The sequence below is a fragment of the Periweissella fabaria genome, from assembly GCF_918814575.1.
Taxonomy (GTDB): Bacteria; Bacillota; Bacilli; order Lactobacillales; family Lactobacillaceae; genus Periweissella; species Periweissella fabaria.
Genome location: NZ_CAKKNS010000006.1, coordinates 119,666 through 132,822 on the forward strand (window position 1 = coordinate 119,666; position 13,157 = coordinate 132,822).

11 protein-coding genes, 7 tRNA genes and 2 rRNA genes are annotated in these 13,157 nt (G+C 40.1%); 1 reads left to right on the forward strand and 19 read right to left on the reverse strand.

The genetic code is table 11. From position 1 onward, the window contains the following. Nucleotides 1-21: 21 nt before the first annotated feature. The 6 genes from mraY to LQZ75_RS07275 form a co-directional block, all read right to left on the reverse strand. Nucleotides 22-984, reverse strand: a complete 963-nt coding sequence (mraY, locus tag LQZ75_RS07250; RefSeq protein ID WP_230097172.1) for a phospho-N-acetylmuramoyl-pentapeptide-transferase — start codon at nucleotides 982-984, stop codon at nucleotides 22-24. 41 nt (nucleotides 985-1,025) lie between these two features. Next, the gene (locus LQZ75_RS07255) at nucleotides 1,026-3,176 is read right to left on the reverse strand and encodes a penicillin-binding transpeptidase domain-containing protein (RefSeq protein WP_230097173.1); all 2,151 of its coding nucleotides are present in this window, start codon (nucleotides 3,174-3,176) and stop codon (nucleotides 1,026-1,028) included. Next, nucleotides 3,176-3,541, reverse strand: coding sequence for a cell division protein FtsL (gene ftsL / locus LQZ75_RS07260; RefSeq protein WP_230097174.1), 366 nt, complete (start codon nucleotides 3,539-3,541; stop codon nucleotides 3,176-3,178). Before ftsL ends, LQZ75_RS07255 begins: the two co-directional genes overlap by 1 nt. A 12-nt stretch (nucleotides 3,542-3,553) precedes the next feature. Then, on the reverse strand, nucleotides 3,554-4,501 hold the full coding sequence (gene rsmH / locus LQZ75_RS07265; protein ID WP_230097175.1) for a 16S rRNA (cytosine(1402)-N(4))-methyltransferase RsmH: 948 nt from the start codon (nucleotides 4,499-4,501) through the stop codon (nucleotides 3,554-3,556). 18 nt (nucleotides 4,502-4,519) lie between these two features. Beyond that, nucleotides 4,520-4,951, reverse strand: coding sequence for a division/cell wall cluster transcriptional repressor MraZ (gene mraZ / locus LQZ75_RS07270; RefSeq protein WP_230097182.1), 432 nt, complete (start codon nucleotides 4,949-4,951; stop codon nucleotides 4,520-4,522). Between the two features lie 252 nt (nucleotides 4,952-5,203). Continuing rightward, nucleotides 5,204-5,566, reverse strand: a complete 363-nt coding sequence (locus tag LQZ75_RS07275; RefSeq protein WP_230097176.1) for a DUF3397 family protein — start codon at nucleotides 5,564-5,566, stop codon at nucleotides 5,204-5,206. A 120-nt stretch (nucleotides 5,567-5,686) separates the two neighbouring features. Here LQZ75_RS07275 and LQZ75_RS07280 point away from each other — a divergent pair, with 120 nt between their 5' ends. After that, nucleotides 5,687-5,809, forward strand: a complete 123-nt coding sequence (locus LQZ75_RS07280; RefSeq protein ID WP_168722043.1) for a DUF4044 domain-containing protein — start codon at nucleotides 5,687-5,689, stop codon at nucleotides 5,807-5,809. 32 nt (nucleotides 5,810-5,841) lie between these two features. On the opposite strand, the gene rny is transcribed toward LQZ75_RS07280, so the two are convergent. The 13 genes from rny to LQZ75_RS07345 all read right to left on the reverse strand — a co-directional run. Next, entirely contained in the window at nucleotides 5,842-7,410 is a 1,569-nt protein-coding gene (gene rny / locus LQZ75_RS07285; RefSeq protein ID WP_230097177.1) for a ribonuclease Y, read from the reverse strand. 180 nt (nucleotides 7,411-7,590) lie between these two features. Then, nucleotides 7,591-7,770 (reverse strand): 50S ribosomal protein L32, encoded by a 180-nt coding sequence (gene rpmF, locus LQZ75_RS07290; RefSeq protein WP_168722045.1) that lies wholly within the window; start codon nucleotides 7,768-7,770, stop codon nucleotides 7,591-7,593. Between the two features lie 57 nt (nucleotides 7,771-7,827). Further along, on the reverse strand, nucleotides 7,828-8,382 hold the full coding sequence (locus tag LQZ75_RS07295; RefSeq protein ID WP_230097178.1) for a YceD family protein: 555 nt from the start codon (nucleotides 8,380-8,382) through the stop codon (nucleotides 7,828-7,830). Between the two features lie 77 nt (nucleotides 8,383-8,459). Further along, complete coding sequence (locus tag LQZ75_RS07300; RefSeq protein ID WP_230097179.1) at nucleotides 8,460-9,602, reverse strand: nucleotidyltransferase; 1,143 nt, start codon at nucleotides 9,600-9,602, stop codon at nucleotides 8,460-8,462. 84 nt (nucleotides 9,603-9,686) lie between these two features. Continuing rightward, nucleotides 9,687-9,770, reverse strand: a tRNA-Leu gene (locus tag LQZ75_RS07305). 38 nt (nucleotides 9,771-9,808) lie between these two features. Then, nucleotides 9,809-9,880: transfer RNA gene (locus LQZ75_RS07310), tRNA-Gln, on the reverse strand. A gap of 7 nt (nucleotides 9,881-9,887) precedes the next feature. Further along, nucleotides 9,888-9,960, reverse strand: a tRNA-His gene (locus LQZ75_RS07315). 43 nt (nucleotides 9,961-10,003) lie between these two features. Next, nucleotides 10,004-10,076: transfer RNA gene (locus LQZ75_RS07320), tRNA-Phe, on the reverse strand. 9 nt (nucleotides 10,077-10,085) lie between these two features. Next, nucleotides 10,086-10,159: transfer RNA gene (locus tag LQZ75_RS07325), tRNA-Asp, on the reverse strand. A gap of 6 nt (nucleotides 10,160-10,165) precedes the next feature. Further along, a tRNA-Val gene (locus LQZ75_RS07330) sits at nucleotides 10,166-10,238 on the reverse strand. A 40-nt stretch (nucleotides 10,239-10,278) separates the two neighbouring features. After that, a tRNA-Glu gene (locus LQZ75_RS07335) sits at nucleotides 10,279-10,350 on the reverse strand. Nucleotides 10,351-10,356: 6 nt separating this feature from the next. Continuing rightward, nucleotides 10,357-10,473 (reverse strand): 5S ribosomal RNA (gene rrf / locus LQZ75_RS07340). Between the two features lie 76 nt (nucleotides 10,474-10,549). Further along, nucleotides 10,550-13,157 (reverse strand): 23S ribosomal RNA (locus LQZ75_RS07345); the annotation flags it as partial.

Below are 13,157 nucleotides of genomic sequence, written 5' to 3' on the forward strand. Positions count from 1 at the left end.
CAATCCTGGTCATGATAAAACTTATGTTAGGCTGTAACTAATCACACAACCTAGTAATGTAATAATCCAAAAGACGATGTCAATTTTCCATTCAGACCATCCTGACATTTCAAAGTGGTGATGAATTGGTGACATTTTGAAAATTCGCTTCTTAAAGAAGTGAAAACTAGTCACTTGGATAATTACTGATAATGTTTCAATAATTGGAATAATTCCAATTAATAGTAAAGCAAACTCTTTGTGTAAAATAACTGAGTTAATTGCTAAACCGGCACCTAATGCCAATGAACCGGTATCACCCATAAAAATTTGCGCTGGTTTCTTGTTGTACCAGAAAAAGGCAACTAACGCTCCAACTAATACAAAATCAAACATTGCAATGCCCATCAAATTAGCTTTTAAAGCCATTAACCCAAAGGTCACATAACTAATAATCGATGTTCCAGCAACTAAACCATCAAGGCCGTCAGTCAAGTTAACCGCATTTGACCAACCGACCATCCAAAAAATCAAGATGGGTAAGTATACCCATCCAAGATGCAATGTCCACCACCATGTCACGATTTTAAAATCAAAACCTGCAAACATTAAAATTAAAAATAAAATTAATGCTCCCAGAACTTGTAGGCCGGCCTTTTGTTTGGCTGAAAAACCATCATTTTGATGATTGAAAATTTTGATGCGATCATCAAATGCACCAATTAGCCCATAGCCTAAAAATACTAAGACAGTCACAAGCACCGCGGCCGTAAGTTGATGCGCAATTGCACCGACAAGCAGTGTCACAATAACTGTTGCTAAAATAAATAGGATTCCCCCCATTGTAGGGGTCCCAGATTTACTTTTATGCCAATTTGGCCCAATTTCCTTAATCATTTGGCCTTCTTTTTTCGCCCGAAAATAGGCTACCAAAAATGGCATAAAAATAAACGTAATTGCAAACGCACTAATAAAGCCCGCTCCAATTATACCAGTTGGATTCATTCTCAATCTCCCTTATAACTTAAATACTTTCATTTCTTACTTTACTTCAATTGTACCGAAATTGTCTGATTACTTTGCACATTGGCATTAGCACTTACTGATTGACTATCAACAAAGCCATTACCTTTAAAATCAATGTTTAAATGTGCAATGGTCGCAAACATTAAAACATCATTTTTACTCCAACCTTTCATATCCGGCATTGAAATGGCGCCGCCCGTTTCAATGAATACCCGTTGATTATTCAGTTGTTGCGTTTGTGCTTTTGGATATTGATTTTCAACTTTAGTCCCAGAACCAATCACAACAGGCTTAAATTTAAGCTTATCCAATTGACTTTGGGCACTGTCAACATTTAAGCCCGTTACACTTGGAATTGTTGCAATTGTAGTTTGTGTTTGATGAGATGCATCCATCTTTAACGCTTGTTCCATCACCGGAACGAAGACATCCGCCATCAAATCAGTTAATGGTCCTGGAATTTTCTTTGGTTGATTTAACGTCATATACATAATGTATTTTGGTTTATTTGCTGGCACCATTCCAACCCATGAGTGGACAACATTTTCATCCCCAACTGAGTAACCATGTGAAGTGGCAATTTGAGCTGTTCCCGTTTTACCAGCAACTCGGAATCCTGGAATTTTATATGATGTTCCAGTCCCATATGGTTGATAAACCACATTTTGCATAACTTCGCGGACTTCTTTAGCTGTTGATTCCTTAATTGGCCGACCAATTACCGTTCGTTTACCTCTAAAGATTACCTTACCAGTATTTGGATCAACAATTTTAGAGATAAAATATGGTTTTAGTTCTTGTCCATTACCAGCGACTGCTGTAAACGCTTGTAACATTTGCATTGGGGTAATGCGAATTCCTTGTCCAAACGCGGTATTAGCTTGTTCAATGGGATATTTAAATTGCATACCACCAGCTGATTCATTGGCGAGCCCCGAATTAGTTGATTCATTAAAATGGAAATCATTAATGTACTTATGCCATAACGATGGTCCCATCATCTGCTCAATACGTGCCATCGCAACATTGGATGACATCGCAAAACCACGTACATATGGAATCATGCCCCAACCTTGTGGATTCCAATCAGTAACTTTTTGACCATTAATTAAATACGTTCCCGATTGATACAATTCATTTGGATGCCAATTACCACTATTAATTGCGGCCGCTAACGAGAAGACCTTCATAGTTGACCCAGGTTCAAATGAATTTTCGACTAATAGGTTCTGCCATAATTTGCCAATCCCATCACGGGTTGTCGCATCAAAGGTTGGCCGTTGGGTTGTTGCAATAATTGCACCTGTACGAGCATCAACTACGGTAGCTGTTGCTGAAACGGGGGCCGTTTGTGTATCAAGGGTCGTCATTTCTGATTCTAACAGCGTTTGAATCTTACTATCCAACGTCGTATAGACTTGATCCCCGTTCTTAACTGGATCACCTTTAGCCTTATCATCAATCGTATAGCTTGGGGTATTTTTTACTTCACGGATACCATTGTGCCCAGCAAGTAAAGTATTTAATTCTTTTTCAATCCCCATCACCCCGGATAAGGAAATTGCACCGGTTTTTGGATTAGTATTTGTCTGGGTAATTCCGATTAAATGTGATGCAAAAACACCATTAGGATATAACCGCGCTGGTTGCTTAGTAAATTGAATTCCTGGTAACTTAGCTGCCACAATTTGATTATGCGTCTCAATTGAGATATTCGCCCCTGCATTACCAAATTCAACTTGAAATAAATTCGGATTATCCGGATTTAAAATTGCTAAAATTTTGGCTTTTGAAAGTGGAATATATTTTGAGAGTACCTCAGCTGTTTTTTCTTTATCGACAACGTGATTAGGCTTACCATTTAAACCAACTTGCTTACGATCAAGAATTGCATATACCGAATAAGTACTAGTATTTTCTGCTAACAGCATCCCGTTAGCATCATAAATGTTCCCTCGTCGAGCATTAATCACCTGGGTTTGCATATAAATTCGTCTTGCTGCCGTTGATAAATCATGATTTTTAACTTCTTTGAAGCCAGCCACATATAAAAAACGGCCAGCAAGGGTTCCAAAGATAATCAGTACGGTAATTAAAAATAACACACTCGTTATGCGACTATTATTACGTGTACTATTACCTTTAAGTAACCGTTGCCAATTTTTATTCATTACTTACTAACATTCCTTATATTTTGGTTTGAAAGTGCTAAACCATAGTGATTTGCAATTTTTTGTAATCGATTATGGCTAGTCAATTCATTGATTTCTTGCTTAAGATTAGAGTTTTTATTGCCAATACTATCAACTTGATTTTGGGCAACTACTAGGTTTCGATTGGCCGAACTTACTGCACCCGAAGATGCTACCATACCAATTAAGCAACCTAATACAACCAAAACACAAATCGCTGCCATCAAAATTTCTTGACCAACCCATTTAGTTTGGCCCATTTTACGCTTTTCAGTTACTAAATGTAAATTACTCTTTTTTTTCGGTTCGACCTGTAATAACGACTGTGCAGTATTTTGACTCATTTTAACCCCCCTTTATTTCTTAATCCGTTCAATTACACGTAATTTTGCAGAATGTGAGCGATGATTATTCGCTTGTTCGACTTCCCCAGGTAAAATTGGCTTACGAGTTACTAATTTAAAATCTGGTTGCAATTCATCTGGAATAACTGGTAATCCTTGTGGTAAATCTGGAATGGATGTTTTTTCTTTAAACATTGCCTTAACAATACGGTCTTCCAATGGTTGGAACGTAATTACTGATATCCGACCATTAACCTTTAATAAGTCAAAGGCGGCTTCTAATGATGCTTCTAATACACCTAATTCATCATTCACAGCAATTCGGATGGCTTGGAATGTCTTCTTAGCTGGATGGCCACCATGCCGTCGCGCACCCATTGGAATAGCGTCCTTAATAATATCAACTAATTCAAACGTCGTTTCGATAGGCTTTTGTTCACGATTTTTTTCAATCAAGCGCGCGATTTGCTTAGCAAATTTTTCATCACCATACCGAGTTAGAATACGCATTAAATCATTAAATGGCCATTCATTAACCACTTCACGAGCTGAGAGTGCTTGTTCTTGATTCATCCGCATATCAAGTGGTGCATCATAGTTATATGAAAAGCCGCGTTGACCATCATCAAACTGTGGTGATGAAACCCCTAAATCATAGACAATTCCGTCAATTTCGGTAATGCCTAATGCCGCTAATTCCGTTTGAATGTTTTTAAAGTTTGACTTCACTAGCTTAATTTTACCGGCAGCAATTTCTGTAGCTAAATTTGTTTGGTTATATTTAATAGCTGTATCATCTTGATCAAATGAATATAGACAACCTGTCGTTAATTTAGATGCAATTAACTTTGAGTGGCCCCCACCACCAAGTGTTCCATCGACATAAATCTCAGTTGGATCAATTGCAAGACCTTCAACGGCTTCGTTTAGTAGTACTGTTATGTGATTAAATTCTGTCATATTCTGTCCTATCTCATTTTAAAAATTAAAGTCAACTAAGCCATCTGCAATATCATCGAAGTTCTCTGCAACGTCACTTGTATATGTATGCCAAGTATCGGCGTCCCATATTTCAAATCCCGTTCCTGAGCCAGTAACAACTGTCGCTTTCGTAATATTGGCATATTCACGCAGTGTTGCTGGTAATACAATGCGCCCTTGTTTATCAAATTCCGCTTCAATTGCGCTTGAGAAGACAAAACGTTGAAATTTACGGGCGTCTTTATTGGTCATTGGTAGTGCTTTAAGTTTATCTTCAAATATTTCCCATTCACTTAATGGAAAACCGTATAGTGCATGTTCGAGCCATTTAATTAAAATAAATTTATCGCCCAATTGGTTACGAAACTTAGCAGGAATTATTAGTCGACCTTTATCATCAACGTTATGTGTATATTCACCCATAAACATGTTGTAGTCCCCGCCTTTCAAGTTAATCAAACCAATTTTATGCACACTACTCCACAAATAAATTTACCACATTTCCCCACTCTCTACCACCAATCACCCCATTTTTTATTAATAAATTTTAGTAAGGATACTGGTATTTTCTAATAAATAGATAATTTTTAATTTTTATTAATATTTCACCTCTTTTTATTAAATTTGCGCAATAAAAAAGCCTGCAAATAGCAGGCTTTTTTGTCTTTCAATTATCGTTGGTTATAATTTTAACAAATTAATTACCAAAAAGATTAAATATACAATTGGTAAAACCAATGTCGAAAAACGCCAAAATGTTAGCATATCTTTTCGAAAGTTAAAAGATTGTGTGATAAATCCTCGATAGATTACAAACGCTAATAATAATAGTAACCATGTAATCATTAAGAACGGAAATAGCGACCATCCAGTTGTTTGAAAACTCAAGACGTGAATATTCAATATTAGAACCGGTGGTAATAAATCAGCAATTTGTAAGTCACGTGGGATAAAACGATAGAATGTTCTTCGAATAAAAAATAACCCCGTAAATATGACAATTGAGATTCCTAATAATATTGGCCAAGCAATTAATTGTGCCACCTAGGCCACCTCCTGAATAAATTAAAGCTAAGATAAGAATACCTAATCCTTGCGTTCCTTGCAAGATTGATATTTTCACGGTACAATCACAAGTGAAAATAATTTAAGTGAGTGTGATTTATGTACGAAAAGAAGAAAAAATCTGGATTTCAAAAATTCACTATGGTGATGGTTTATCTTATGTTAATCATCACGGTGTTAGGTACTGTCCTAGGTGCTGCTAGTGCTTTAGGTGCCTTTTAATAAAAAAAGCTTGCCTTAATGGCAAGCTTTTTTTATTGAGCAATTTCAGTATTACGAACTTCACGGATAACCGTAACTTTAATATGCCCAGGATAATCAAGATCATGTTCAATTTGATTTTTAACATCACGTGCAATAATCGTTGCTTCTAAATCATCAACCTTCGCTGGTTCAACAATCACGCGAATTTCACGTCCTGCTTGAATTGCAAATGATTTTTCAACTCCATCAAAGTTATCAGCAATTGCTTCTAACTGTTTGAGGCGTTGTACGTAGTTTTCCAATGACTCTGAACGAGCACCTGGTCGTGCTGCTGAAATTGCATCAGCAGACGCTACAAGGACGGAAATAACTGACGTTGCAACTGTATCACCATGGTGTGATGCAATTGAATTAATAATAACTTCTTTTTCTTTAAACTTAGTAGCAATTTCAATACCAAGTTCAACATGGGAACCTTCAACCTCTTGGTCAACAGCTTTCCCAATATCGTGTAATAACCCTGCGCGTTTTGCAAGAGTAACATCTTCGCCAAGTTCGGCAGCTAAAATTCCCGATAATTTAGCAACTTCAATCGAGTGCGTAAGAACATTTTGTCCATATGATGTCCGATAGTTCATTCGACCAATAATTTTAATTAAGTCAGGATGAATACCATGAATACCCAATTCGAAAACTGCTTGTTCACCAGTTTCACGAATTTTTTCATCAATTTCTTTACGGGCTTTTTCAACCATCTCTTCAATCCGAGCTGGATGAATACGACCATCTAAAATTAATTTTTCCAGAGCGAGCTTAGCAACTTCCCGTCGAATTGGATCAAATCCTGATAAAACAACCGCTTCAGGTGTATCATCAATGATTAAATCAATTCCGGTTAACGTTTCAAGCGTTCGAATATTACGGCCTTCACGACCAATAATTCGCCCTTTCATGTCATCATTTGGCAAAGTAACAACTGAAACAGTTGTTTCTGAAACCATATCAGCAGCAGACCGTTGAATTGCTTGGACAACAATATTTTTGGCCCGTTTTTCTGCTTCAGCATTTGCTTCTTCTTCACTAGCTTTAATTAGGACCCCACGTTCATGAGCTAATTGTTGCTTGGTTTCGGAAAGAATTAATTCTTTGGCTTCACTTTGTTCTAACCCTGCGACTTTTTGTAATTCGTTTTCACGATCATCAACAAGGGCGGCGGCACGATCTTGTAATTTTTGTAAATTATCGTTTTCACGGCTAAGTTTATCTTCCTTAACCGTCAACGCAGATTCGCGTTTTTCTAAAGCTGCATCCTTACGTTCCATTGATGCTTCACGCTGTAATAGTCGATCTTCTTGCTTTTGAACTTCAAACCGGCGTTCTTTGAGTTCGTTTTCAATTTCAGTTCGATACTTGTGATTTTCATCTTTGGCTTCAATCAATGCTTCCTTTTTCAAGGTTTTAGCATCTTTTTTTGCTTGTGCAAGGAAATCTTCGGCAGTTTGGTGTGCTTGCATCATCGTCTTTTCGTAAGTCCCCTTACGAACAATATATCCAATCACTCCACCGATTACTAATGCCAACACTGCCACGGCGACTACACTAGCCAAAATTCCAGACATAATGCCTCCATGCGTGCATAATTTATAGCTCGGGTGCTATAAATTTAATTTTTCAAAGATGTTAATTTGATTCATACACATATAATATTCTATTGTTATTATGCATTTAAGTCAAACTAAATATGCGTTTTTATTGCAATAAAAAAACATCAAATACCACTGGTATCTGATGTTAATTCATTATTTGCTAGTTTTAACTACTTCGCGACCGTCGTAGAAACCACATGCTGAACATACGTAGTGTGACTTACGTAATTCACCACAGTTTGGACATGCGCTTAAACCAGCCGCAACAAGCTTGATGTGTCCACGACGGGCACGCTTGTTTGACTTAGAAGTCTTGTGTGATGGAACTGCCATATTCGAGTATCCTCCTTAAAATTTTATATCCACGCGTGTTACAAATTTAAGAGTCTGCTATTCTCCTTCTTCCTGATCAGGGAATAAGTCTTTGAGTTTAGCGAGACGTGGATCAATATTAGTTGTGTTAGCTTTTTTTGCTTCTAGTTGATCTTCGGTTAATACTTCCCAACCATTTCCAGAAGGCATTTCAGAGTCGTCAACGACTTCATCTTCAGCTAAAATTTGCAAAGGAATCTGGAGCATCAAGTACTCCTCAATTGCTTCATTAAAATTCAAAACATCATTTTCTAACACAATAACTGAATCAGTAATCTCATAACGTTCGAGATGACTTTCTTCAGTTGTATAAGTTTCATCAATTGCAAAATCAAATGGCATTTCAACGGGTTTTAAAGACCGTGAAGACGGTACCGTCATACTACCTGTGATTTGTGCATGAATATAAACATCCTCATTCTTGTATTCAAGAAAACCTTGAACCGTAACAGGTGTAATATCTAAGATAAAATCAGAAAACCGTGCTAAAATATCAGCTTTTAGATCTAAAGTTTCACTCAAATTTAAAGGTACTTCTTTAAATTTTTTCAATTCAAGCATTGACCATTTCATATTGGTTCCCTCCTTTTGCAACTAATCAAGTATACCTTATTATCTATCGATAGTCAAAGTATTTATTACAAAGTACGTTAATCATTTATCCGCCAAGGGATACGACCAATATTTTGAATTGGTTGTTTACCAATCGTGCTAAACACTTGGTCTACTTGGTATTGTAATGCAAATTCTTTTTGCCTTTCAGTCGCACCAATTTTACTAAACATAGGTATTTCAACCTGTTTTTTTACTAGACGTAACATCTTTTGGCCATTGCTTGTTGTCCCTAATAAATTCAAGAATGGCTGCTTTAATGATGTTTGCATCTGTACATCACTAATGTTTAACAACACGTATAAAAGCATTCTTTGTAATCGTGCCGTAGTATAACGTTTAGATTTCAGTAACTGCATAAATTCAGTATAATCTTGCGCTTGATCAATCGTTGCTTTTAATTTGTACTCTAACCCTTCCGTTACTTGATAAATCTTTCCTAAATCAGCAACCGATGTCGTTTGAATCCGGTATTGTAGAAACGGCCACCACGCACTATCAAAAGCCTTCGTATGCGGTGCATGTTCTAAGTCATAAGCCGTTTGTTGAGGAACATATTGCTTAATTTCTGTATTCTTATGTGTTCGAATTGCTGACGCACTAGCAATTGTTCCAGTCGGTAATGAACTTTGATGATAATCGGCAACAATCCGCTTAATCGGTAAAAGTTGAATTTCTTTTGCCCAACCATTTTTTACAAGCGCATTAGTATAGGAAAAACATAAAACATCATTTGGAGCAGAAATATCGACACCGGTTTGTTTTAATAATTCTTGATAAAAAGTCGTTGCATATGTTTGTCCATAGTGTGTAAATGCTGCATGATTTTCCATCGATGTTGTCGCTAACTTTATAAAATCATATTCCGGATGTTCAGCACCACAAACAATTGTATCGACTCCAATTGTTTGTAATAAAGCTACTGCCTGTTCTGCAAAAATGTGGCCTGGTTGAACTGCCATTGCAAATGGTAATTCAAAGACAACATCAACACCATTTAAGAGGGCTTCTTTTGCCCGGGTCCATTTATCTAGTAATGCTGGTTCACCCCTTTGGACATAATTACCACTCATAATAGCCACAACAACATCTGCCTGTGTCAGCTGACGTGCTTGTTCAATATGATATCGATGTCCGTTATGAAATGGGTTGTATTCAACAATGACACCAGTAATATTCATTATTTCTTTCAGCCTCCATTTATAATTTGGTTTATTATAACAAAAAAACGCTATGAACTTACGCTCATAACGTTTTTTACTTGATGCCGTCGGTGGGGGTCGAACCCACACTCCCGTGAAGGAACTGGATTTTGAGTCCAGCGCGTCTGCCAATTCCGCCACAACGGCATGCTTATTTAACTATCCGGCAATAATTCTATTACCAACTGGGCTAGCTGGATTCGAACCAGCGCATGACGGTACCAAAAACCGTTGCCTTACCGCTTGGCTATAGCCCAATAAAAGGGCGGTATATGGGACTCGAACCCATGCGTGCTGGTACCACAAACCAGTGTGTTAACCCCTTCACCAATACCGCCATTATATTAAATTAAGAATTATAATTAACATTACAATTCTTATGGCGCAGGACGGAATCGAACCGCCGACACATGGAGCTTCAATCCATTGCTCTACCAACTGAGCTACTGAGCCATTTAAGAACGGTCACAACGGGACTCGAACCCGTGATCTCCCGCGTGACAGGCGGGCGTAATAACCAACTATACCATGCGACCATTGAATGGAAGATACAGGGCTCGAACCTGTGACCCTCTGCTTGTAAGGCAGATGCTCTCCCAACTGAGCTAATCTTCCAAGATTATTTAATTTTACCAAAGTACATTTACTTTGTAAATGTCCCGTACGGGATTCGAACCCATGTTACCGCCGTGAAAGGGCGGTGTCTTAACCACTTGACCAACGGGACATATAAGCATGGCGACGTCCTATCCTCGCAGGGAGCGATCCCCCAACTACTTTCGGCGCTACAGAGCTTAACTTCTGTGTTCGGCATGGGAACAGGTGTATCATCTGCGCCATCATCACCACACTTATGTCTCTGAGAAATACTTAATCTCTCAAAACTGAATATTATCATTTAAATCTTTTATACCGGACACCACTTCGTGGTTAAGTCCTCGACCGATTAGTATTAGTCCGCTACATGTGTCACCACACTTCCACTTCTAACCTATCTACCTCATCATCTTTGAGGGGTCTTACTTTCATAAAGAAATGGGAAATCTCATCTCGAGGCGAGTTTCACACTTAGATGCTTTCAGCGTTTATCTCATCCATACATAGCTACCCAGCGATGCTCCTGGCGGAACAACTGGTACACCAGCGGTATGTCCATCCCGGTCCTCTCGTACTAAGGACAGCTCCTCTCAAATTTCCTGCGCCCGCGACGGATAGGGACCGAACTGTCTCACGACGTTCTGAACCCAGCTCGCGTACCGCTTTAATGGGCGAACAGCCCAACCCTTGGGACCGACTACAGCCCCAGGATGCGATGAGCCGACATCGAGGTGCCAAACCTCCCCGTCGATGTGGACTCTTGGGGGAGATAAGCCTGTTATCCCCAGGGTAGCTTTTATCCGTTGAGCGATGGCCCTTCCATGCGGAACCACCGGATCACTAAGTCCTACTTTCGTACCTGCTCGACTGGTAAGTCTCACAGTCAAGCTCCCTTGTGCCTTTACACTCTGCGAATGATTTCCAACCATTCTGAGGGAACCTTTGAGCGCCTCCGTTACCTTTTAGGAGGCGACCGCCCCAGTCAAACTGCCTGCCAGACACTGTCTTCCATCACGATAAGTGATGCGAGTTAGAGTGGTCATACAACGAGGGTAGTATCCCACCAACGCCTCAATCGAAACTAGCGTCCCGATTTCTACGGCTCCTACCTATCCTGTACAAGTTGCACAAACACTCAATATCAAGCTACAGTAAAGCTCCATGGGGTCTTTCCGTCCTGTCGCGGGTAACCCGCATCTTCACGGGTATTTAAATTTCACCGAGTCTCTCGTTGAGACAGTGCCCAGATCGTTACGCCTTTCGTGCGGGTCGGAACTTACCCGACAAGGAATTTCGCTACCTTAGGACCGTTATAGTTACGGCCGCCGTTTACTGGGGCTTCAATTCTGACCTTCGCCGAAGCTAAGCCATCCTTTTAACCTTCCAGCACCGGGCAGGCGTCAGCCCCTATACGTCATCTTACGATTTTGCAGAAACCTGTGTTTTTGATAAACAGTCGCCTGGGCCTATTCACTGCGGCTCACCTTGCGGTGAGCACCCCTTCTCCCGAAGTTACGGGGTCATTTTGCCGAGTTCCTTAACGAGAGTTCTCTCGCACACCTTAGGATTCTCTCCTCGACTACCTGTGTCGGTTTGCGGTACGGGTAAGTGTATTCTAACTAGAAGCTTTTCTCGGCAGCGTGAACTCATGGACTTCTCTACTTAATTTCGATCCTCATCATTACTTGTCCTTAAAGGTAAAAGCATTTGACTCTTACCAAGACTCGCAATTTAAACGCACATATCCAACAGTGCGCATCCATTATCCTTCTGCGTCCCTCCATCGTTCAAACAAATACACCTAGTACAGGAATCTCAACCTGTTATCCATCGACTACGCCTTTCGGCCTCGCCTTAGGTCCCGACTAACCCTGGGAGGACGAGCCTTCCCCAGGAAACCTTAGTCATTCGGTGGACAGGATTCTCACCTGTCTTTCGCTACTCATACCGGCATTCTCACTTCTAAGCGCTCCAGCAGTCCTCACGGTCTACCTTCATCGCCCTTAGAACGCTCTCCTATCGCGCCACTTACGTGGCACCCGCAGTTTCGGTAATATGTTTAGCCCCGGTACATTTTCGGCGCAGAATCACTCGACTAGTGAGCTATTACGCACTCTTTAAATGGTGGCTGCTTCTGAGCCAACATCCTAGTTGTCTATGCAACTCCACATCCTTTTCCACTTAACATATATTTAGGGACCTTAACTGGCGGTCTGGGCTGTTCCCCTTTCGACGGTGGATCTTATCACTCATCGTCTGACTCCCGGACATAAATCAACGGCATTCGGAGTTTATCTGAATTCGGTAACCCGAGATGGGCCCCTAGTCCAAACAGTGCTCTACCTCCGCGATTCTAATTCCGAGGCTAGCCCTAAAGCTATTTCGGAGAGAACCAGCTATCTCCAGGTTCGTTTGGAATTTCACCGCTACCCACACCTCATCCCAGCCTTTTTCAACAGACACGGGTTCGGACCTCCAATGCGTTTTACCGCATCTTCATCCTGGACATGGGTAGGTCACCTGGTTTCGGGTCTACAACAACATACTAATTCGCCCATTTCAGACTCGCTTTCGCTACGGCTCCGGTCTTTCCACCTTAACCTTGCATGTTATCATAACTCGCCGGTTCATTCTACAAAAGGCACGCTATCACCCATTAACGGGCTCTAACTTATTGTAAGCACATGGTTTCAGGAACTATTTCACTCCCCTTCCGGGGTGCTTTTCACCTTTCCCTCACGGTACTGGTTCACTATCGGTCACTAGGGAGTATTTAGCCTTGCGAGATGGTCCTCGCGGATTCCGACGGAATTTCACGTGTTCCGCCGTACTCAGGATCCAGAACGGAGGTTATAGTATTTCGATTACGGGGCTATCACCCTCTCTAGCTCAACTTCCCAGTTGATTCATCTATACTATAACTTTGTAACTCCAAAG